Source organism: Streptomyces uncialis, from assembly GCF_036250755.1.
GTDB lineage: Bacteria > Actinomycetota > Actinomycetes > Streptomycetales > Streptomycetaceae > Streptomyces > Streptomyces uncialis.
On record NZ_CP109583.1, the window covers coordinates 5,867,501 to 5,888,967 of the forward strand.

At 70.9% G+C, this 21,467-nt stretch carries 13 protein-coding genes, 2 rRNA genes and 1 pseudogene; 9 read left to right on the forward strand and 7 right to left on the reverse strand.

Translation table 11 applies throughout. The features are described from left to right. The first annotated feature begins 170 nt into the window (after window positions 1-170). Window positions 171-3,292, forward strand: a 23S ribosomal RNA gene (locus OG711_RS24520). A gap of 118 nt (window positions 3,293-3,410) precedes the next feature. Beyond that, window positions 3,411-3,527, forward strand: a 5S ribosomal RNA gene (rrf, locus tag OG711_RS24525). A 167-nt stretch (window positions 3,528-3,694) separates the two neighbouring features. Here rrf and OG711_RS24530 read toward each other — a convergent pair. The 5 genes and pseudogenes from OG711_RS24530 to OG711_RS24550 form a co-directional block, all read right to left on the reverse strand. Beyond that, the gene (locus OG711_RS24530; protein WP_329560459.1) at window positions 3,695-5,005 is read right to left on the reverse strand and encodes a DUF58 domain-containing protein; all 1,311 of its coding nucleotides are present in this window, start codon (window positions 5,003-5,005) and stop codon (window positions 3,695-3,697) included. Window positions 5,006-5,016: 11 nt separating this feature from the next. Next, a complete protein-coding gene (locus OG711_RS24535; protein ID WP_329560461.1) occupies window positions 5,017-6,009 on the reverse strand; it encodes an AAA family ATPase in 993 nt (330 codons plus the stop codon). Continuing rightward, window positions 6,006-7,217 carry a DUF4350 domain-containing protein gene (locus tag OG711_RS24540; RefSeq protein WP_329560463.1) on the reverse strand — a complete coding sequence of 404 codons (1,212 nt, stop codon included), beginning with the start codon at window positions 7,215-7,217 and terminating at the stop codon, window positions 6,006-6,008. The genes OG711_RS24535 and OG711_RS24540 overlap by 4 nt, the downstream gene beginning before the upstream one ends. A gap of 200 nt (window positions 7,218-7,417) precedes the next feature. Next, window positions 7,418-8,080, reverse strand: a pseudogene (locus tag OG711_RS24545) (DUF4129 domain-containing protein); the annotation flags it as partial. A 46-nt stretch (window positions 8,081-8,126) separates the two neighbouring features. Further along, window positions 8,127-9,428, reverse strand: coding sequence for a glycerophosphoryl diester phosphodiesterase membrane domain-containing protein (locus tag OG711_RS24550; RefSeq protein ID WP_329560465.1), 1,302 nt, complete (start codon window positions 9,426-9,428; stop codon window positions 8,127-8,129). Between the two features lie 149 nt (window positions 9,429-9,577). Between OG711_RS24550 and mtnA the strand changes: the two genes are divergently transcribed. From mtnA to OG711_RS24585, 7 genes are all read left to right on the forward strand, one after another. Further along, window positions 9,578-10,777, forward strand: a complete 1,200-nt coding sequence (gene mtnA, locus OG711_RS24555; protein WP_329560467.1) for an S-methyl-5-thioribose-1-phosphate isomerase — start codon at window positions 9,578-9,580, stop codon at window positions 10,775-10,777. Window positions 10,778-10,781: 4 nt separating this feature from the next. Next, on the forward strand, window positions 10,782-11,471 hold the full coding sequence (mtrA, locus tag OG711_RS24560) for a two-component system response regulator MtrA (RefSeq protein WP_187284748.1): 690 nt from the start codon (window positions 10,782-10,784) through the stop codon (window positions 11,469-11,471). A 1-nt stretch (window position 11,472) separates the two neighbouring features. Then, complete coding sequence (mtrB, locus tag OG711_RS24565) at window positions 11,473-14,034, forward strand: MtrAB system histidine kinase MtrB (protein WP_329560469.1); 2,562 nt, start codon at window positions 11,473-11,475, stop codon at window positions 14,032-14,034. Window positions 14,035-14,374: 340 nt separating this feature from the next. Continuing rightward, entirely contained in the window at window positions 14,375-16,162 is a 1,788-nt protein-coding gene (locus OG711_RS24570) for an LpqB family beta-propeller domain-containing protein (protein ID WP_073794111.1), read from the forward strand. Window positions 16,163-16,478: 316 nt separating this feature from the next. Further along, window positions 16,479-17,216 (forward strand): ComF family protein, encoded by a 738-nt coding sequence (locus OG711_RS24575; protein ID WP_329560472.1) that lies wholly within the window; start codon window positions 16,479-16,481, stop codon window positions 17,214-17,216. A gap of 315 nt (window positions 17,217-17,531) precedes the next feature. After that, window positions 17,532-18,230, forward strand: a complete 699-nt coding sequence (hpf, locus tag OG711_RS24580; protein WP_399502650.1) for a ribosome hibernation-promoting factor, HPF/YfiA family — start codon at window positions 17,532-17,534, stop codon at window positions 18,228-18,230. A gap of 213 nt (window positions 18,231-18,443) precedes the next feature. Further along, complete coding sequence (locus tag OG711_RS24585) at window positions 18,444-19,187, forward strand: response regulator (RefSeq protein WP_073794105.1); 744 nt, start codon at window positions 18,444-18,446, stop codon at window positions 19,185-19,187. 169 nt (window positions 19,188-19,356) lie between these two features. Here OG711_RS24585 and OG711_RS24590 read toward each other — a convergent pair whose 3' ends face one another. Beyond that, window positions 19,357-20,535, reverse strand: a complete 1,179-nt coding sequence (locus OG711_RS24590; protein ID WP_329560474.1) for a winged helix-turn-helix domain-containing protein — start codon at window positions 20,533-20,535, stop codon at window positions 19,357-19,359. A 231-nt stretch (window positions 20,536-20,766) separates the two neighbouring features. After that, window positions 20,767-21,378, reverse strand: a complete 612-nt coding sequence (locus tag OG711_RS24595) for a GNAT family N-acetyltransferase (protein WP_329560476.1) — start codon at window positions 21,376-21,378, stop codon at window positions 20,767-20,769. Window positions 21,379-21,467 lie beyond the last annotated feature (89 nt).

Below are 21,467 nucleotides of genomic sequence, written 5' to 3' on the forward strand. Positions count from 1 at the left end.
AAAGCATGATCTCCGGGCGGGGTCGGGTCGGGCGCGCTGTTGGGTGTCTGAGGGCACGGCCGTACTGGCTTGTGTCTTCGGTTGCCGGCCCCGGTGAAAGTCTGCTTCGGCGGGCTGTGACGGGTGGTTGGTCGTTGTTTGAGAACTGCACAGTGGACGCGAGCATCTGTGGCCAAGTTTTTAAGGGCGCACGGTGGATGCCTTGGTACCAGGAACCGATGAAGGACGTGGGAGGCCACGATAGTCCCCGGGGAGCCGTCAACCAGGCTTTGATCCGGGGGTTTCCGAATGGGGAAACCCGGCAGTCGTCATGGGCTGTCACCCATGCCTGAACACATAGGGCATGTGGAGGGAACGCGGGGAAGTGAAACATCTCAGTACCCGCAGGAAGAGAAAACAACCGTGATTCCGGGAGTAGTGGCGAGCGAAACCGGATGAGGCTAAACCCTGTATGTGTGAGACCCGGCAGGGGTTGCATGCAGGGGGTTGTGGGATCTCTTTGGATCGGTCTGCCGGCCGGTCGGCGAGTTATAAACCGTTGGTGTAGGCGAAGGGCATGCGAAAGGCCCGGCGTAGAGGGTAAGACCCCCGTAGCTGAAACGTCAACGGCTCGTTGGAAGAGACACCCAAGTAGCACGGGGCCCGAGAAATCCCGTGTGAATCTGGCGGGACCACCCGCTAAGCCTAAATATTCCCTGGTGACCGATAGCGGATAGTACCGTGAGGGAATGGTGAAAAGTACCCCGGGAGGGGAGTGAAATAGTACCTGAAACCGTGTGCCTACAAGCCGTGGGAGCGTCGCATGCAAGCTTGCTTGCATGTCGTGACTGCGTGCCTTTTGAAGAATGAGCCTGCGAGTTTGCGGTGTGTTGCGAGGTTAACCCGTGTGGGGAAGCCGTAGCGAAAGCGAGTCCGAACAGGGCGATATAGTAGCGCGCTCAAGACCCGAAGCGGAGTGATCTAGCCATGGGCAGGTTGAAGCGGCTGTAAGAGGTCGTGGAGGACCGAACCCACCAGGGTTGAAAACCTGGGGGATGACCTGTGGTTAGGGGTGAAAGGCCAATCAAACTCCGTGATAGCTGGTTCTCCCCGAAATGCATTTAGGTGCAGCGTCGTGTGTTTCTTGCCGGAGGTAGAGCACTGGATAGGCGATGGGCCCTACCGGGTTACTGACCTTAGCCAAACTCCGAATGCCGGTAAGTGAGAGCGCGGCAGTGAGACTGTGGGGGATAAGCTCCATGGTCGAGAGGGAAACAGCCCAGAGCATCGACTAAGGCCCCTAAGCGTACGCTAAGTGGGAAAGGATGTGGAGTCGCACAGACAACCAGGAGGTTGGCTTAGAAGCAGCCACCCTTGAAAGAGTGCGTAATAGCTCACTGGTCTAGTGATTCCGCGCCGACAATGTAGCGGGGCTCAAGCGTACCGCCGAAGTCGTGTCATTGCAGCATGAGGGCCAACGCCCGCTGTGATGGGTAGGGGAGCGTCGTGTGCCGGGTGAAGCCGCGCCGTAAGGCAGTGGTGGACGGTTCACGAGTGAGAATGCAGGCATGAGTAGCGATACACACGTGGGAAACGTGTGCGCCGATTGACTAAGGGTTCCTGGGTCAAGCTGATCTGCCCAGGGTAAGTCGGGACCTAAGGCGAGGCCGACAGGCGTAGTCGATGGATAACCGGTTGATATTCCGGTACCCGCTGTGAAGCGTCAAACATCGAATCAGGCGATGCTAAGCCCGTGAAGCCGTTCCGGACCCTTCGGGGAAAGGAAAGTGGTGGAGCCGGTGACCCGGACTTGTAGTAGGTGAGTGATGGGGTGACGCAGGAAGGTAGTCCATCCCGGGCGGTGGTTGTCCCGGGGTAAGGGTGTAGGCCGAGTGGCAGGTAAATCCGCCGCTCATCAAGGCTGAGACCTGATGCCGAGCCGATTGTGGTGAAGTGGATGATCCTATGCTGTCGAGAAAAGCCTCTAGCGAGTTTCATGGCGGCCCGTACCCTAAACCGACTCAGGTGGTCAGGTAGAGAATACCGAGGCGTTCGGGTGAACTATGGTTAAGGAACTCGGCAAAATGCCCCCGTAACTTCGGGAGAAGGGGGGCCATTTCTGGTGATAGCACTTGCTGCTTGAGCTGGGGGTGGCCGCAGAGACCAGCGAGAAGCGACTGTTTACTAAAAACACAGGTCCGTGCGAAGCCGTAAGGCGATGTATACGGACTGACGCCTGCCCGGTGCTGGAACGTTAAGGGGACCGGTTAGCTCACTTTCGGGTGGGCGAGGCTGAGAACTTAAGCGCCAGTAAACGGCGGTGGTAACTATAACCATCCTAAGGTAGCGAAATTCCTTGTCGGGTAAGTTCCGACCTGCACGAATGGCGTAACGACTTCTCGACTGTCTCAACCATAGGCCCGGTGAAATTGCACTACGAGTAAAGATGCTCGTTTCGCGCAGCAGGACGGAAAGACCCCGGGACCTTTACTATAGTTTGATATTGGTGTTCGGTTCGGCTTGTGTAGGATAGGTGGGAGACTTTGAAGCGGCCACGCCAGTGGTTGTGGAGTCGCTGTTGAAATACCACTCTGGTCGTGCTGGATGTCTAACCTGGGTCCGTGATCCGGATCAGGGACAGTGTCTGATGGGTAGTTTAACTGGGGCGGTTGCCTCCTAAAGAGTAACGGAGGCGCCCAAAGGTTCCCTCAGCCTGGTTGGTAATCAGGTGTTGAGTGTAAGTGCACAAGGGAGCTTGACTGTGAGACCGACGGGTCGAGCAGGGACGAAAGTCGGGACTAGTGATCCGGCGGTGGCTTGTGGAAGCGCCGTCGCTCAACGGATAAAAGGTACCCCGGGGATAACAGGCTGATCTTCCCCAAGAGTCCATATCGACGGGATGGTTTGGCACCTCGATGTCGGCTCGTCGCATCCTGGGGCTGGAGTCGGTCCCAAGGGTTGGGCTGTTCGCCCATTAAAGCGGTACGCGAGCTGGGTTTAGAACGTCGTGAGACAGTTCGGTCCCTATCCGCTGCGCGCGCAGGAGTCTTGAGAAGGGCTGTCCCTAGTACGAGAGGACCGGGACGGACGAACCTCTGGTGTGCCAGTTGTCCTGCCAAGGGCATGGCTGGTTGGCTACGTTCGGGAGGGATAACCGCTGAAAGCATCTAAGCGGGAAGCCTGCTTCGAGATGAGGACTCCCACCCACTTGATGGGGTAAGGCTCCCAGTAGACGACTGGGTTGATAGGCCAGATATGGAAGCCGGGTGACCGGTGGAGTTGACTGGTACTAATAGGCCGAGGGCTTGTCCTCAGTTGCTCGCGTCCACTGTGTTGGTTCTGAAACCACGAACAACCAACACCCCCCTGCCCCGACCCAAATATTGGGTTGTGTGGGCCGGCGGGGGTGTGCGGGGTGTGTTTCGTAGTGTTTCGGTGGTCATAGCGTGAGGGAAACGCCCGGTTACATTCCGAACCCGGAAGCTAAGCCTTACAGCGCCGATGGTACTGCAGGGGGGACCCTGTGGGAGAGTAGGACACCGCCGAACTAACTTTATATGAAGGCTGTGGTCTTCAAGAGAACTTGTTTCTCTTGAAGACCACGGCCTTCTTTGCGTTCCCGGGTAATTCTTCGCTTTCGGACCCGTTGCGTTCTGCTTTCCGAATGTTCTGGTCTTCTCTTGTCGGCCCGGTGCTACCGGGCCGACAAGACTTGTCAGAGGCGTCCTGCTGCTTTGAGGGCGAGGTAGGCGTCCGCCAGGGCCGGGGGAAGGGCTGCCGGGGTCGCGTCCACGACGGTGACCCCGTGGCGGCGGAGTTGTTCCGCCGTGCGGTGGCGTTCGGCCTGGGCCCGGGCCGCCGCGGCGGCTTCGTAGACCGCGTCCGGGGTGCCACGGGACTTCGACATGGTCTCGATATGAGGGTCCGCCACCGCGGCGACGAGGACCGTGTGGCGCCGGGTGAGCTGGGGGAGGAGCGGGAGCAGGCCTTCTTCGACGGGGGCCGCGTCCAGGCCGGTCAGCAGCACGATCAGGGAACGGCGGGGCGCTGAACGGAGCGCTGTCGCCGTCAGTCCCCGGGCGTCCGTTTCGAGGAGTTCCGGTTCCAGGGGGGCCATCGCGTTGACGAAGGCGGGCAGCAGCTGGCCGGCGGTGCGGCCCTGGACCAGGGCGCGTACCCGGCGGTCGTAGGCGAGCAGGTCGACGCGGTCCCCGGCGCGGGACGCGAGGGCGGCCAGGAGCAGGGCCGCGTCCATCGCGGCGTCCAGCCGGGGGGCGTCACCGACCCGGCCGGCGGAGGTCCGTCCGGTGTCGAGGACGAGCAGGATGTGGCGGTCGCGTTCCGGGCGCCAGGTGCGGACGGCGACGGCGGACCGGCGGGCGGTGGCGCGCCAGTCGATGGAACGGGTGTCGTCGCCGGGGACGTACTCGCGGAGGCTGTCGAACTCGGTGCCCTCACCGCGGGTCAGGACGCTGGTGCGGCCGTCGAGTTCACGCAGCCGGGCCAGTTTCGACGGCAGGTGCTTGCGGCTGTGGAACGGGGGCAGGACGCGTACCGTCCACGGCACCTGGTGGGTGCCCTGGCGGGCGAACAGACCGAGGGGGCCGTAGGAGCGGATGGTGACGCGGTCGGCCTGCCGGTCGCCGCGGCGGGTGGGAAGCAGCCGGGTGGTGACGCGGCGGCGTTCGCCGGGCGGGATCGTGAGCCGGTGGCGGGACGCCTCGATCTCGGTGCCGGGTGTCCACGCGCTGGGCGGCCAGGCGTCGCGCAGCCGGGCGCGCAGCGGGCGGCCCGTGGGGTTGGTGACGGTGAGGGTGACGTCCGCGGGGTCGCCGAGGCGGACCGAGGTGTCTCCGGAGCGCGTCAGACGCAGTCGGCGTACGGGGGCGGCGAGGGCGAAGTCGCAGGCGCAGGCCAGGGCCAGCGGGGCGTTGACGGCGAGGATGCCCGTCAGCCCGGGTTCCCACAGGCCGACGGGCAGGGTGCCGAGGGCCGCGAGGAGCGCGGCGCGTCCGGTGAGTGCCATGGGTCCTCGGCTCAGCGGGGTACGGGGACGTGGGCGAGGATCGCGGTGATGACGGAGTCGGCGGTGACGCCTTCCATCTCGGCCTCGGGGCGGAGCTGGACGCGGTGCCGCAGGGTGGGCAGGGCCAGGGCCTTCACATCGTCCGGGGTGACGTAGTCGCGGCCGGTGAGCCAGGCCCACGCGCGGGCGGTCGACAGCAGTGCGGTGGCGCCGCGCGGGGAGACCCCGAGGGAGAAGGACGGCGAGTCGCGGGTGGCGCGGCAGATGTCGACGACGTAGCCGGTGATCTCCGGGGAGACGGAGGTCTTGGCGACGGCGGCGCGCGCGGCCTCCAGGTCGGCGGGTCCGGCGACGGGGCGTACTCCGGCGGCGCGCAGATCTCGGGGGTCGAAGCCGTCGGCGTGGCGGCGCAGGACGTCGATCTCGTCCTCGCGGTCCGGCAGAGGGACCGTCAGCTTCAGCAGGAACCGGTCCAGTTGGGCCTCGGGCAGCGGGTAGGTGCCTTCGTACTCGACGGGGTTCTGGGTGGCGGCGACGAGGAACGGTTCCGGGAGCTTGCGGGGGGTGCCGTCGACGGTGACCTGGCGTTCCTCCATCGCTTCGAGGAGGGACGACTGGGTCTTGGGCGGGGTGCGGTTGATCTCGTCGGCGAGGAGGAGATTGGTGAAGACGGGGCCCGGCTGGAAGGAGAACTCGGCGGTGCGGGCGTCGTACACGAGGGAGCCGGTGATGTCGCCGGGCATCAGGTCGGGGGTGAACTGGACGCGTTTGGTGTCGAGTTCGAGGGAGGCGGCGAGGGCGCGCACCAGCAGGGTCTTGGCGACACCGGGGACGCCTTCGAGCAGGACGTGACCGCGGCAGAGCAGGGCCACCACGAGGCCGGTGACGGCGGGGTCCTGACCGACCACGGCCTTCGCGATCTCGGCGCGCAGGGCCTCCAGGGAGGCGCGTGAGGCGTGCGCGTCCCCGGGGGCACCGGCAGTGTCAGTGGTCGGGTCCGTCATGAAGTGCGTACCTCTCTTTCGAGGGTGTCGAGTTGGTCGGCGAGGGCGGTCAGGGCCGCGTCGTCGCCCGGTGGCGGTCCGAAGAGGAGGGTCGGCAGACCGCCGCCGTGCTCCGGGGTGCGGAGCCGGGCGGCGAGCGCGGGCAGCAGCGCCTCGGGTGCGTGCGCTTGCGTGGGGGAGACACCGACGAGGGGGGCGAGCCGGGTGCGGGTGGCGGTGCGGAGAGCGTCGGCGGCGCGGTCGCGCGCGTTCGCCTTGCGGTAGAGGCGGGCGCGGCCTTCGGCGGTCTCGGAGGCGCGGATGGCGACGGGGAGACGTTCGGGGACCAGGGGGCCCAGTCGGCGTGCCCGCCACAGGGCGGTGAGGACGAAGGCGATGCCGAGTTGCAGGGTGGCCCAGAGCCAGCCGGAGGGGATCAGGTCGGTGAACTCGCGGTCGGCGCCGTCGAGGGCGTCGTCGGACAGCGAGGGGAGGTACCAGACCAGCTGCGGTCGGGAGCCGAGGAGTTGCAGGGCGAGGGAGGCGTTGCCGTGCTCGTCGAGGCGGTCGTTGTACAGGGGGCCGGGGGAGCCGATCACGACGGTGTCGCCGTTCGCGGCGGTCGCTGTCGCGTCGGGGCCGGCCGGGACGCGGACGAGGGTGGGCAGTCCGCCGCTCGGGTAGCAGCTCTCCGCGCGCGGCGCGCTCACGTGGTAGCGGTAGCCGCCGGTGTCGGCGTCGCCCGCGCGGTTCGCGGCGGGCAGGGCGCAGTCGGGGCCGAGGGTGCGTTCCGCGCTGGGTGCCTGGTCGGCGGTGACTCCGGGGACGAGCCGGTCGGACGCGGGCCCGGGGGCGACGAGGACGGTCCGGCCGCCGGACTCGGCGGTGGCCGTGCGCAGCCGTGTCCACTGGCCGTCGGTGAGCAGGTCGGGGGCGGCGACGAGGAGGGTGGTGCCGGGGCCGGCCGCGGCCGCCGCCTCCTCGGTGGTGGTGACGACGCGGGTGTCGACGCCGCGGTCGGCGAGGAGTTCGCTGACGGCGCGGCTGCCGAGGGGTTCGGCGGAGCGCGGGTCGAGACGGCCGCGTTCGGCGCCGGAGCGTACGGCGGCGATGGCGACGGCGCCGACGAGGACGATCACCAGGGCGATCAGCGGTCCGCGCGCGCGGGTCCACACCTGACGGGCGGTCGGCGAGGCCGAGGTGGACGGGAGGAGGGGCGCGTGGGTCATTCGGCGTCCCCTCGGGTGCGGTCGGGTGCCTGTGCGGGACCGGGGGTGTCGGCGGTTCCCGTGCCGGTGCCGGTGCCGGTGCCGGTGCCGGAGCCGGAGCCGGAGCCGGAGCGCTGGCTGGTGCCTGTGCCTGTGCCTGTGCTGGTGCTGGTCGCGGTCGTGGTGCGGGTGGTCGTGTCGCCGGTCGGGTGGGGGTCGCTGTGGGGGGCGGGTGCGGTGAGGACCGGTTTGGCGCGCTGGAGGTCGTGGTCGAGGGCGGTGACCCGCTGGTATGTGTCGCGGTCTGCGGTGCGCCCGCCGTATGTGACGTCGTCGAAGGCGTACGCGGCGGCCCGCAGCCGGTCGGCGTGGCCGGGCAGGGGGCGGCCCGCCTCGGCGGCGGCCTCGTCGGCGGTGCGGCCGGGGCGGGCGTCGAGCAGGGCGCGTTCCTCCAGGGCGCGGACGAGGGCCCGTACGCGTTCCTGGAGGGCCGGGGTCCAGTGGCCCTGGGCGGCGTGGGTGTCGGCGGTGGCCCGGTGTTCGGCGGCGCTGCGCGGCAGGTCGCCGAAGAGGGGCGCGGAGCCGCGCGGTGTACGGGTCGGGCTGCCCAGGCGCCACCACAGCGCGCCGATCAGGGCGGCCGCCGCGAGGACGATCACCGTCAGTCCGACGACGCCGCCGGGTGACGCGCCGGAGGCGGCGGAGAAGACGTCGTCCACCCATCCCAGGAACGCGTCGAGCGCGCGCTGGAACAGGCCCGGGTCGTTCTCGTGGTACATCGGCCGGGACAGCTCGCGTTCGGCGGCCTCCCGCGCGGGGTCACGGGGGATCGTGAGCGGTGGCGCGTCGTCACCGGCGGCTGCGCCGGCCGGCGCACCCGCGATCGCGCCCGCCGCCGTGGCGGGCGCGCCCCCCGCGGCACCCACCCGGTCAGCTCCCCGGTACGGGACCGGGGGTGCCGGTGCCCTGGCCGGGGACCCCGGCGGCGCGTGCCAGGTCGAGGTCGAGGGCCTCGCGGCGGATGCGCTGGTCGATGTACAGGAGCACGGTGACGCCCGCGGTGACCGGGAGCGTCAGCATCGACGCGATGACGGAGCCGACACCGCTGATGACGAGGAACGTCCAGCCGACGCCGCTCGTGCCGGTGAGGAAGCCGGACGGGCCGTCCCCGGCGGCGACGCTCGCGATCATGCTGAAGGGGATCACGATGATCGACGCGAGGATGTTGGCGATCACCGCGGCGAGCAGGCCGATGCCGAAGATCCGCCACCAGGCGCCCCGGACCAGCTTCAGGGACCGGCTCATGGCCTTGCCTATGCCCTGCTTCTCCAGCATCAGCGCGGGCGAGGCCAGCGACAGCCGGACGACGAGCCACACCGCGACGCAGAGTCCCGCGATCGCGCCGATCGCGAGCAGTCCGGGGGCGCCGTCGCTGTCCCCGGCCAGCAGGCCGGGGACGAGGCTGATGCCGACGATCCCGCCGGAGATCAGCGCTATCAGCGCCGTCAGACCGAACAGCTTCGGGAGCTGGGCGCGGGCGTCGGCCCATGCCTGGGCGGTCGACACGGGCTTGCCGAGGACCGCGCGGCTGGTGACCGTCGTCAGCAGGGCTGTCGCGACGATCGTGCCGAGCAGGGTGATCGCGAGGATCACGCCCGTGACGAGCAGGGAGTTGCCGAGGGCGTCACCGAGTTCGTCGAGCGAGGCGCCCGGGTCGTTCAGGGCGGTGGTGTCGATGTCGGTGAGGACGAGGCCCTGGAGCAGCACGGTCATGATCTGGGTGACGACGGCGACGGCCAGGGAGATCCCGAGGACCGTGCGCCAGTGGGCGCGCATCGTGGACACGGCGCCGTCGAGGATCTCGCCGACGCCGAGCGGGCGCAGCGGGATCACCCCGGGCTTGGCGGCCTGCGGCCTGCCCTGCCAGGCACCCCAGCCCGGTCCGCCGGGGCCCTGGGGACCCCAGCCCGGACCGCCCGGCGCCTGACCCCAGCCGGGGCCCGGGGCCTGACCGCCCCAGCCGGGGGGCGGGGCCTGCGGGGTACGGGCCGGTGGCGGGCCCGCGGGGGCGGACCAGTCGTCGGCGGGGGGCTGCTCCTTCGACCACTTCGAGGTGGGGCCGGGGGCGTCCGTCGGGCCGTCCGCGGGCTCGGCGGGGCGGGGTACGCCCTGACCGTCGCCGTCGGAGGGGGCGGACCGTCCGGGCGAGGCCCAGCCCGGAGTGTCGTTCATCGTGGCTCCTTCTCGGTGCCGGTCCGCGGTCGCGGCGGCGCTACGGCAGCCATCGTGCCACGACGGGTCGCCGGACGGACCGGGTGGACCGGACGCTCCGTCACCGGCGGGCCTTCATTTGTCGCACCGGTCCGGGGCAGACTGGACGAATGGCTGATCAGTACGGGCGTCCAGGTGACGGAGCGCGGCGCGGGCGGACTCCCGCGATCCGTTGGGACGAACCTCCCGAAGGCCCTGTACTGGTGCTTCTCGACCAGACGCGGCTCCCGGCGGAGGAGGCGGAGCTGGTGTGCGCGGACGCCGCGTCGCTGGTGGAGGCGATCTTGACGCTCGCCGTCCGGGGAGCGCCGCTGCTCGGCCTGGCGGGCGCGTACGGGGTGGCGCTGGCCGCGGCCCGTGGCGCCGACGTGGACGAGGCGGCCGACGCGCTCGCCGCGGCCCGCCCCACCGCCGTCAACCTCGCGCGCGGGGTCCGGCTGGCCCAGGCGGCCTACCGCGCGGCGCTCAGCGGCGGCACGACGGCCACCGGCGGTACCGGTGGCCCAGGTGCGCCCGGGGCCTCCCCCGTGGGCGCAGGGGACCGCGCAGGGGCCGCGCGGGCCGCGCTGGCGGCGGCGCGTGCCCTGCACGCGCGGGACGCCGACGCCAGCGCGGCGATGGCCCGGCACGGCCTCGCCCTCCTCGACGAGCTGCTGCCCGGCGGCCGGCACCGGGTCCTCACCCACTGCAACACCGGGGCGCTCGTGTCCGGCGGGGAGGGCACCGCCTTCGCGGTGGCGCTCGCCGCCCACCGGGAAGGACGGCTGCGGCGGCTGTGGGTGGACGAGACCCGTCCCCTGTGGCAGGGTGCGCGGCTCACGGCCTACGAGGCGGCCCGGCACGGCATGCCGTACACACTGCTCACGGACAGCGCCGCGGGATCCCTGTTCGCGGCGGGAGAGGTGGACGCGGTACTGATAGGGGCCGACCGGATCGCCGCCGACGGTTCGGTGGCCAACAAGGTGGGGAGCTATCCGCTCGCCGTGCTCGCGCGGTACCACCATGTGCCGTTCGTCGTGGTCGCCCCGGTGACCACCATCGACCTCGACACGCCCAGCGGGGCGTCCATCGAGGTGGAGCAGCGGTCCGGACGCGAGGTGACGGAGGTCCGGATGCCGCACACCGCGGCGGGAGCGGGAGGCGGGGTTCCGGTGGCACCCCTGGGAACCCAGGCGTACAACCCCGCGTTCGACGTGACGCCACCGGAACTGGTGACCGCCGTCGTCACCGAAATGGGCGCCGTTTCGCCCGTGACAGCCCCGGCGATCGCCGGGCTGTGTGCCAGGTCACGCCAGGTAACGATTAGCTAATGGGATGATGTCGTTTATGAAGGGACGAGTCCTTGTCGTCGACGACGACACGGCACTGGCCGAGATGCTCGGCATCGTGCTGCGTGGTGAAGGTTTTGAACCGTCGTTCGTCGCGGACGGCGACAAGGCGCTGGCCGCCTTCCGGGAGAGCAAGCCCGATCTGGTGCTTCTCGACCTGATGCTGCCGGGCCGCGACGGTATCGAGGTGTGCCGTCTGATCAGGGCGGAGTCCGGGGTACCGATCGTCATGCTTACGGCGAAGAGCGACACGGTCGACGTGGTCGTGGGCCTGGAGTCCGGCGCCGACGACTACATCGTCAAGCCGTTCAAGCCGAAGGAACTGGTCGCACGGATCAGGGCCCGGCTCCGGCGCTCCGAGGAGCCCGCGCCCGAGCAGCTCGCGATCGGTGACCTCGTCATCGACGTCGCCGGCCACTCGGTGAAACGGGACGGTCAGTCCATCGCGCTGACCCCCCTGGAGTTCGACCTGCTGGTCGCGCTCGCCCGCAAACCGTGGCAGGTGTTCACCCGCGAGGTCCTGCTGGAGCAGGTCTGGGGCTACCGGCACGCCGCCGACACCCGGCTCGTCAACGTCCACGTCCAGCGGCTGCGCTCCAAGGTCGAGAAGGACCCCGAGCGCCCGGAGATCGTGGTGACCGTGCGGGGCGTCGGATACAAGGCCGGACCGAGCTGACATGCCCGGGGACGACAGTGCCGTCTCGGCCACGGCACCCGGGACTCCGGGCGCGGGGGCGGGGCGGCCTGTCGGCCGGAGCGCGGTACGGCGGCGCGTGCGGCGCCTCATCGACGGCGGACTGCTGCTCCAGGGCGGTGTGCAGGGCAGCCCCGTGCTGCGGCTGTTCGCCCGCTGGGTGCGCCGCCCGCTGCTGCCCGCCGTACGCCTGTGGCGACGCAACATCCAGCTCAAGGTCGTCGCGACGACCCTGCTGATGTCGCTCGGTGTCGTCCTGCTGCTCGGATTCGTCGTCATCGGACAGGTCCGCAACGGCCTCCTCGACGCCAAGGTCACGGGCGCCGAGAGCCAGGCCACCGGCGGCTTCCAGGTCGCCGACACCCTCGCCAGGTCCGCCGGCGAGAGTACCTCCGACGGCAACGCCCGCGACGGACTGCCCCGGCAGAACTCCGCGATCTGGCTCAACGACCTCGTCCAGCAGATGTCCGCCAGTGGCCAGGGCGCCTTCCACGTCGTCACCCTGAACCCACCCGGCGAGGGCGGCAACGTCAGCGCCCGCGCCCCCCGCGGCTCCGGCAACGTCGACGCGCCCGCCAGCATCCCCCTGACCCTGCGCGAAGGCGTCGACGACAACACGGGCCCCTCCCGCAGCTACACCCGCATCATCTACAGCGACGGCCGCCCCTCCCAGCCCGGCCTCGCCATCGGCACACAGCTCAGCACCCCCCAGAGCGACCGGTACGAGCTGTACTACCTCTTCCCGCTGGCCCAGGAGGAGAAGTCCCTCAGCATCGTCAAGACCACCCTCGCCACCGCCGGACTGTTCGTCGTCGTCCTCCTCGGCGCCATCGCCTGGCTCGTCGTACGCCAGGTCGTCACCCCCGTACGGATGGCCGCGGGCATCGCCGAACGCCTCTCCGCCGGCCGCCTCCAGGAACGGATGAAGGTCACCGGCGAGGACGACATCGCGCGCCTCGGCGAAGCCTTCAACAAGATGGCGCAGAACCTCCAGCTGAAGATCCAGCAGCTGGAGGCGCTGTCCCGGATGCAGCGCCGGTTCGTCTCCGACGTCTCCCACGAACTGCGCACCCCCCTCACCACCGTGCGTATGGCGGCCGACGTCATCCACGAGGCACGCGTGGACTTCGACCCCGTCACCGCGCGCTCCGCCGAACTCCTCGCCGACCAGCTCGACCGCTTCGAGTCGCTGCTCGCCGACCTGCTGGAGATCAGCAGGTTCGACGCGGGCGCCGCCGCGCTGGAGGCCGAACCGATAGACCTGCGCGAGGTCGTCCGCCGGGTCGTCGGCGGCGCGGAACCCCTCGCGGAACGCAAGGGCACCCGGATACGCGTCGTCGGGGACGAGCAGCCCGTCATCGCGGAGGCCGACACCCGCCGCGTCGAACGGGTCCTGCGCAACCTCGTCGTCAACGCCGTCGAACACGGCGAGGGCCGGGACGTCGTCGTCCGGCTCGCCACGGCCGGTGGCGCCGTCGCCGTCGCCGTCCGCGACTACGGCGTCGGACTCAAGCCCGGCGAGGCCACCCGCGTCTTCAGCCGCTTCTGGCGCGCCGACCCCGCCCGCGCGCGCACCACCGGCGGCACCGGCCTCGGACTGTCGATCGCCCTGGAGGACGCGCGGCTGCACGGCGGCTGGCTCCAGGCATGGGGCGAACCCGGCGGCGGCTCACAGTTCCGCCTCACCCTCCCGCGCACCGCGGACGAGGCACTGCGCGGCTCCCCGATACCACTGGAACCCGAGGACTCGCGGCGCAACCGGGACGCGGCCCAGGGGCCCCCGCCCCCGCCCGCCGGCGGCTCGGCGGCGACCGTCCCGGCCCAGCTCTCCGCCGCGGCCCGCGCCGTCCCCGCACCGGCCACCGGACCCCGCGACCCGGCCGCCGGGCACCACTCGCGCACGGGGGCACCGCGCTCCGCCGCGTCCACCGTGCCCCCGCGCGCGGGCGGCCCCGGCCGGAGCCCGCTGCCCCAGCAAGGCGGGTCGACCACGGGCACCACACCCGTCGTCGACCCGGCGGCACTGCCGAGCAACGGCTCCCGGGTCGTCCCCCGCCGCGACGGCACCGGACCGGCGTCGGCCACGCACGGCGAAGCCACCGAGGACGTCACGACGTTGTGCGGCCCCGGCACCACGTCCGGCGCGAGACGACCGCACACCCCGGGCAACGGGACGGGACCGGCCGCCGCCCCGGACACCGGCGCGCGCGACGGGCGTGGCGTGCGCAAAGGGCACGGCGACGGACGGGATGACGGACGCGGTGCCGGACGCGGTGCCGGACGCGGTGCCGGGGATGTCGACGGGGACGTGGGCGAGGACGTGGACGGACGTGATGACGGCGGCGGCGACGGGCATGTTGGCGGGCGCCGGGACGTGGGTGGGCGCGTGGACGCCGACCGCTACCGGGGCGGCGACCGGAGCGCGGGCGGCGATCGCGGTACGGGCGGTGCCGGTGACCGTACGGGTGCCCCCGGGACATCGGCGGCACTGACGGGCACGACCGGCGACCGGCCGGGGAACGAGCGGGAGGAGCCCCGTGGGTGAGTCCGGAGGACTGCTCGGACGGTTGCGTGGGTTGCGTGGGTTGAGTGGTTGGCGTGAGCGGGGCGGGCGGGTGCCCGGTCCTGCGCACGGGCTCGGGCACGGCCATGGGGTCGGTGGCGGGCCTGGGCTCGGGGGCGGTGGCGTCGCTCCGGCGCCTTCGGTCCCCGGTACACCCGGCCGCGCCGACCGCTCGTCCGGCGGGCCCGACGGCGGTGTCGGCGACGGCCGCCCCGCAGACCCGCCGGCCGCCGGGCTCGGCGGCAGGTCACGGGCCGTCACACGACCGGGAGGCGGCCTCGTACTGGGGTGCTGCGCCGTCCTGCTCGCGGGCTGCGCGACCATGCCCGACAACGGGGACCTGCGTGACGTGGACGCGTCCGAACTGCCCGACTCCCAGGTCCGCGTCTTCGCGATGCCGCCCCGGGAGGGCGCCCAGCCCGCCGAGATAGTCCAGGGTTTCCTGGAGGCCCTGACCAGCGACGACCCACAGTTCGAGATGGCCCGCAAATACCTCACCGAGGACGCGTCCAAGGAGTGGCGCCCCGAAGTGGCCACCACCGTCCTCGCCGACGGCCCCACCACCTCCGCCCAGCGCCCCGGCGACAACGACGGCGACCGCGACGGCAAGGTCTACACCCTGAACGGCAGCCGGGTCGCCACCGTCGACGCACAGCACGCCTACAAACCCGCGAACGGCACCTACCAGCAGCCCGTCCACCTCATCAAGGACGGCGGCGCCGGGAACGAATGGCGGATCAACCGCCCACCCCGCGGTGTCGTCCTCGGCGAGACCGACTTCCTGCGCATCTACGAACCCGTCAACAAGTACTACTTCGCCGTCGACGGCTCCTCGTCCCGGCACGGCCAGGAACGTCTCGTCGCGGACCCCGTCTACGTACGCCAGCGGATCGACCCCGTCACCCAGACCGTACGGCTGCTGCTCGATGGGCCGACCCGGTGGCTGGACCCGGTCGTACGCTCCAGCTTCCCGACCCGCACCCTGCTGAAGAGCGGCACCCAGACCCTTACTCCCGACAGCCACGACACCCTCAAGGTGCCGCTCAGCAGTGCCGCCAACGGCGTCGGACAGACCCAGTGCACCGAGATGGCCGCACAGCTGATCTTCACCCTCCAGGACTGGCCGGCCAACGGCATCGAACAGGTCGAGATCCAGCGCTCCGACGGCTCACCGCTGTGCCAGCTCACCGCCGACCGCGCCGAGACCGTCGCACCCCACCGCACCGCCGGACGCCCCGACTACCAGTACTTCCTCGACCTGAAGAAGCGCCTCGTCCGGCTGCCCGGCGTCAGCACCGCCGCCGACCCCGAACCGGTCCCCGGCCCGCTCGGCACCGGAGCGCAGCAACTCAGCACCGCCGCCGTCTCCCGTGACGAGGACCTCGCCGCCGGGGTCTCCCGGGACGGCCGCTCCCTGTACGTCGCCTCCTTCCGCGACGGTGCCTCCGTCGGCGACCCGGTGCTGCGCAGCACCGCCAAGGCGGAGACCGACCGGCTGACCACCCCCAGCTGGGACGGCCGGGGCGACCTGTGGATCGCGGACAAGGACCCCCGCGACCCCCGGCTGTTCATGCTGCGCCAGGGCACGGGTGACCCCGTCGTGGTGCGGACGCCGGGCCTGGAGGACAGTCACATCGAAGCGGTACGGGTCGCCGCCGACGGTGTGCGTATCGCGCTGATCGTGGAACGCGACGGCAAGCGGACCCTGCGGATCGGCCGCGTCGAACGCCAGGGCGTCGAGGACCGCTCACCCGTCCACGGCTACCTCCCCGGTCTCGACAGCCGCAGCGATGTCGCCGTCGTGGAGGCCCGCGCCGTGGCCCCGCAGCTGGAGGAGGTCACCGCCATGTCCTGGGCGGGCGGCAGCCGGCTGGTGGTGGTCGGCCGGGAGAGCGGCGGGGTCCAGCAGATCCGCTATGTCCAGACGGACGGCTCCACCCCCGCGAGCGGGGTGCTCCCCGGACTGACCGGGGTGCAGGAGATCGCCGCGAGCAACGACGACCGGCTGCCGCTGGTCGCCCACTCCGACGACGGCATCGTCCGGATGCCCCCGGGCGAGCCCTGGCGGACGGTACTGAAGAACGGCACCTCGCCGGTCTACCCGGGCTGACACCGGGCTGCCTGTGTTCACACCGGTCCACCCGGGCTGACGCCGGTACCCGGGCTGACACCGGGCTACCCGGGCTGACGGTCTCCCTGGGCGCCACGACCGCCACGGCAGGCTTTGCCCGGCTGTCCGGCTGTCCGGCCCGGTCGGCCCCGGGGAGCCCGGCTGTCCCGGGGGTGGCTGACATCCGACGTGACACCTCTCCCGGGCGTACCTCGGCCAGGCGCGTACCCGCTGGTCGGGCGGGGTCCGCCGGGTTTTCCACAGGCCGTTGTCCACAGGGGTGGCCGACTCCCCCGACCCTTGGCACAGTGGACTCATGCGGGGCTGGTGGCAGGACTTCACCGACTTGGTACTGCCGACCGGATGCGGCGGTTGCGGCACTCCTCGTACGGCGTTGTGCGCGCGATGCCGTACGGGACTGACCGGACGGGCGCCGCGCCGGGTACGGCCGCTGCCCGAGCCGTCGGGGCTGCCGGTCGTCCACGCGGCGGCGCCGTACCGCGACTCGGTACGTGAGGTGCTGCTCGCCCACAAGGAGCGCGGCGCGCTGAACCTCGCGAAGCCGCTGGGCGAGGCACTGGCGGGGGCGGTGGGGGGAGGGGTGGGGGTGGGGGGAGCCCCCCGGAACCCGTCCACCACGAACCGCCGTCCCTCTCTCCTCCTCGTCCCCGTTCCCTCCTCCCGGGGTGCCACGCGGGCCCGGGGGCACGATCCGACGCGGCGGATGGCGCTGGCCGCGGCGTCGGTGCTGCGGCGGGCGGGATGGCCGGCCGGGGTGGCCCCGGTGCTGCGTCAGCGGCGGGGTGTGCGGGATCAGGTGGGGCTCGGTCCGCAGGAACGCAGGGCCAATCTCGACGGGGCGTTGCGGGTGGTCACAGGAGGTGACACATTGCTGGCGGAAGACGTTCGTGTGGTGATCGTGGACGATGTGATGACGACGGGCGCGTCATTGACGGAAGCGGCCCGCGCATTACGTGCCGCGGGCAGCGGAATAACGCTGACGGCGGCCGTAGTAGCTGCATCTCCGGATTCCTTCGAAATAAACCGGAACTGAGCGAGAAGTTGCGTCGTTGCAGCTCGTGAGGGGTTCAATTCGCTTGAACGGAGGTGTCGGGCAAGAGAGGGTGACGCCATCGGCCCCGGCGGGATATGTTCAGTTGTGGGAAAGGCGGGCAGCCGATCCCGTGGATAGGGAATGCCTTGCCTCGGCTTTTTTCATCATCATCCGAGACGGTGGGGTGAGGATCTTGTCCCCGGGGGAGGAGGAGGTGAAAGCCACCGAGTCCGTGGCCTCGGGAGTCACCGGGGCCTGGTGCAAAAGGGAGACGCTCCGTCGATCGGGCGGAGCCATCCGGGAACGGAGTTCTGCGTGGACATCGTCGTCAAGGGCCGCAAGACCGAGGTGCCCGAGCGGTTCCGCAAGCACGTGGCCGAGAAGCTGAAGCTGGACAAGATCCAGAAGCTCGACGGCAAGGTGATCAGCCTGGACGTCGAGGTGTCCAAGGAGCCCAACCCCCGGCAGGCCGACCGTGCCGACCGGGTGGAGATCACGCTCCGCTCCCGTGGCCCGGTGATCCGGGCCGAGGCGGCGGCCAGCGACCCGTACGCGGCGCTCGACCTGGCGACGGACAAGCTTGAGGCGCGGCTTCGCAAGGAGCACGACAAGCGGCGCACCCGCCGCGGCACCGGCCGTATCCCGGCCGCCGAGGTCGCCGACCGGGTCCCCGACGCCGCGCATCTGAACGGTGACGGCAGCATCGCCAAGGACCCCGAGCCCGCGGGTGACGAGATCCCGACGAAGCGGATCGGCTCGCTGGAGGTGAAGGGCGACGGCCCTCTCGTCGTCCGGGAGAAGACGCATGTGGCCGCCCCGATGAGCCTTGACCAGGCGCTCTACGAGATGGAGCTGGTCGGGCACGACTTCTATCTCTTCGTCGACTCCGAGACGAAGGAGCCCAGTGTGGTCTACCGGCGCCACGCCTACGACTACGGTGTCATCCATCTGACGACGGACCCCATGGTCAGCCGGGTCGAGTCGGCGGGCGCGGGCGGCGCACTCGGCGGGTGACCGCCGTCCACCGACGGACAATGTGTGCCCCCGGGAGCGCGTACGCCCCCGGGGGCACCCGTGTGCGACCGGCCGGAGCACGTGGCTGTCGCCCCGGAAGGGTCCGGGCATGAAATCATGTCGGACACGTCAACCGGGTTGCTGCCGCCCCGGGTTGGCGGCGCACCGGTCGGGCGGCACCCAGACGGGCCACGGCCTTCAGGGGGAGGAACGATGGCGGACAGCTTCGGACCGATGCGTGACGTGGGCGCCGACGGCGCCGTCGGCATGGGACCGGCCGGTGGTTCCTCCCGTGCGGAGCCCATCCGGGTCCTGGTGGTCGACGACCACGCGCTGTTCCGCCGAGGGCTGGAGATCGTGCTCCACGACGAGGAGGACATCCTGGTCGTAGGGGAGGCGGGCGACGGCGCGGAGGCGGTCGACAAGGCGGCGGACCTGCTGCCCGACATCGTTCTGATGGATGTCCGGATGCCCAAACGCGGGGGGATCGAGGCATGCACCTCGATCAAGGAGGTGGCCCCGAGCGCGAAGATCATCATGCTGACGATCAGCGACGAGGAGGCCGACCTCTACGACGCGATCAAGGCGGGGGCCACCGGGTATCTGCTCAAGGAGATCTCCACGGACGAGGTCGCGACGGCGATCCGCGCGGTCGCGGACGGTCAGTCGCAGATCAGCCCTTCGATGGCGTCGAAGCTGCTCACCGAGTTCAAGTCGATGATCCAGCGCACCGACGAGCGCAGGCTGGTGCCCGCGCCCCGGCTCACCCATCGTGAGCTGGAGGTGCTGAAGCTGGTGGCGACCGGGATGAACAACCGGGACATCGCCAAGGAACTGTTCATCAGCGAGAACACCGTGAAGAACCATGTCCGCAACATCCTGGAGAAGCTTCAGCTGCACTCCCGGATGGAGGCGGTGGTGTACGCGATGCGGGAGAAGATCCTGGAGATCCGGTAGGGCCTCCGCGGGGCGCCTTCGCTTGCGTCTCCAGGGTCTCCAGGGTCTCCCGGGTCCCCAAGGCCTCCCGGGTTCTCCGGGCTGGGCGCGCTCGTCCCCGTACGGGGCTCTCGTGGGTATCCCGCGCCCCTTCGGGGCACTTGCTCGCTGCTCGGGCGCGGGGACCGGTTCAGACGAGCGCCGCGGCCAAGGGGGCGGCCAGCGGGGCCGGGGTGACCCGCTCCACCCGTACCGTGTCGCAGCCGACCCACTCCGCGGCCTCCCTGAGGGCCTGGGCCATGGGGGCGACCGCCTTCGGGGAGTCGAGGGACACCTGACGGGCGACCAGCGTGCGGCCGTCGCGCGCGGGGTCGACCCGGCCCAGGAGCCTGCCGCCGGAGAGCAGGGGCATCGCGAAGTAGCCGTGGATCCGCTTGGGCTTGGGGACGTACGCCTCCAGCCGGTGCGTGAAGCCGAAGATCCGCTCCGTACGGGCGCGTTCCCAGATCAGGGAGTCGAACGGGGACAGCAGCGTCGTGCGGTGCCGTCCGCGCGGGACGCTCCCAAGGGCCGCGGGGTCCGCCCACGCGGGCCGGTCCCAGCCCTCGACCGACACCGGTACGAGACCGGAGTCGGCGATGACCGTGTCGACCTGCTCGCCCTTGAGCCGGTGGTAGTCGGCGAGGTCCGCGCGGGTGCCGACGCCCAGTGAGCGGCCGGCGAGGGCGACCAGCCGCCGCAGGCACTCGCGGTCGTCCAGCTCGTCATGGAGGAGGCCGGCGGGGATGGCCCGCTCCGCGAGGTCGTACACCCGCTTCCAGCCGCGCCGCTCGGTGCACACCACCTCGCCGTACATCAGGGCGCGCTCGACGGCGACCTTCGACGCGGACCAGTCCCACCACTCGCCGCCGTTCTTCGCGCCGCCCAGCTCCGTGGCCGTCAGGGGGCCTTCGGCGCGGAGCTGCTCGACGACCTGGTCGTAGGAGCCGTCCGGCAGGTCGTGGCCCCAGTGCGGGCGGGCGCGGTAGGCGCGGCGGCGGAACGCGAAGTGCGGCCACTCCTCGACGGGCAGGATGCACGCGGCGTGCGACCAGTACTCGAAGGCGTGGGGGGCGCCGCCGGCCGTGGGCGTCCAGTACGCGCGGTCGACCGCCGGGCGGCCCACGGCGCCCAGGCGCGCGTACGGGATGAGCTCATGGGAGCGGGCCAGTACGGAGATGGTGTCGAGCTGGACCGCGCCGAGGTGCCGCAGCACGCCCCGGACCCCGCCCCTGCGGTCCGGCGCTCCGAGGAACCCCTGCGCGCGCAGCGCGATACGGCGGGCCTCGTCGGCGGAGAGTGCGGCGGCGGGCCGCGGCAGGGTGGTCATATCCCGAACGATAGACGCCCCCACTGACACTCCGGGCCCCTGGTTCCGGCCGGGACGGGGCTCGCCTGGCGACGGCCGCGGACCGCGCATTTCCCGACTCCGCGGCTCCCTTCAGGCCGGGATGTCGTGCGGGCCCGAAGGTGTCAGGCCGGGGTGTCGTACGGGCCTGGGATGTCGTGCGGGACGGGCCGGAATGTCGTACGGGCCGGGGGTGCCGTACGGGCCGGGGTGTCAGGCCGGGGTGTCGTGCGGGGTCGGGGTGCCGCGCGCGGGGAGGTAGGTGTCGCGGCTCGGCATGCCCAGGTCGTGGGGGAGGAGGGAGCCCACCCAGCAGTCGCGGAGCGTGCCCTTGTTGAGGATGCCCGCGCGCAGGACGCCCTCCATGGTGAAGCCGCTGCGCTCGGCGACGGCCCGTGACGCGGTGTTGCCGACCTCGGCGCGCCATTCGAGGCGGGTGCAGGCGAGGGAGCCGAAGCCCCAGCGGGCCAGCGCCCGGACGGTCTCGGTGGTGTAGCCGCGGCCGCGGTGCCCGGCGGCGGTCCAGTAGCCGATCTCCCAGGTGCCCGAGCTCGGGTGGTGCAGGCTGGCGGCGCCGACGAGCGGGCCTGCCCCGCCGTCGGGGTCGCGCAGGCGCACGGCGAAGGAGTACTCCGTGCCGTCACGCCAGGTGCCCGGGGCGATACGGCCGACGAACAGGGCGGCGTCCTCGCGGGTGTACGGCGAGGGGACCGTCGTCCACCGCTGGATGCCGGGGTCCTGGCAGGCGGCGGACACCTCGTCGGTGTCGGCGGGGGCGAACGGCCGCAGCAGCAGGCGTTCGGTGGTCAGGGTGACGTGCTCCATCGACTGATTCTGCGGGTGCGCGCGGGCGGGATGCCACTGGATTCGCCGGGCGGATGTGAGCGACCGATCACAATTCGTGCGGGAGCGCG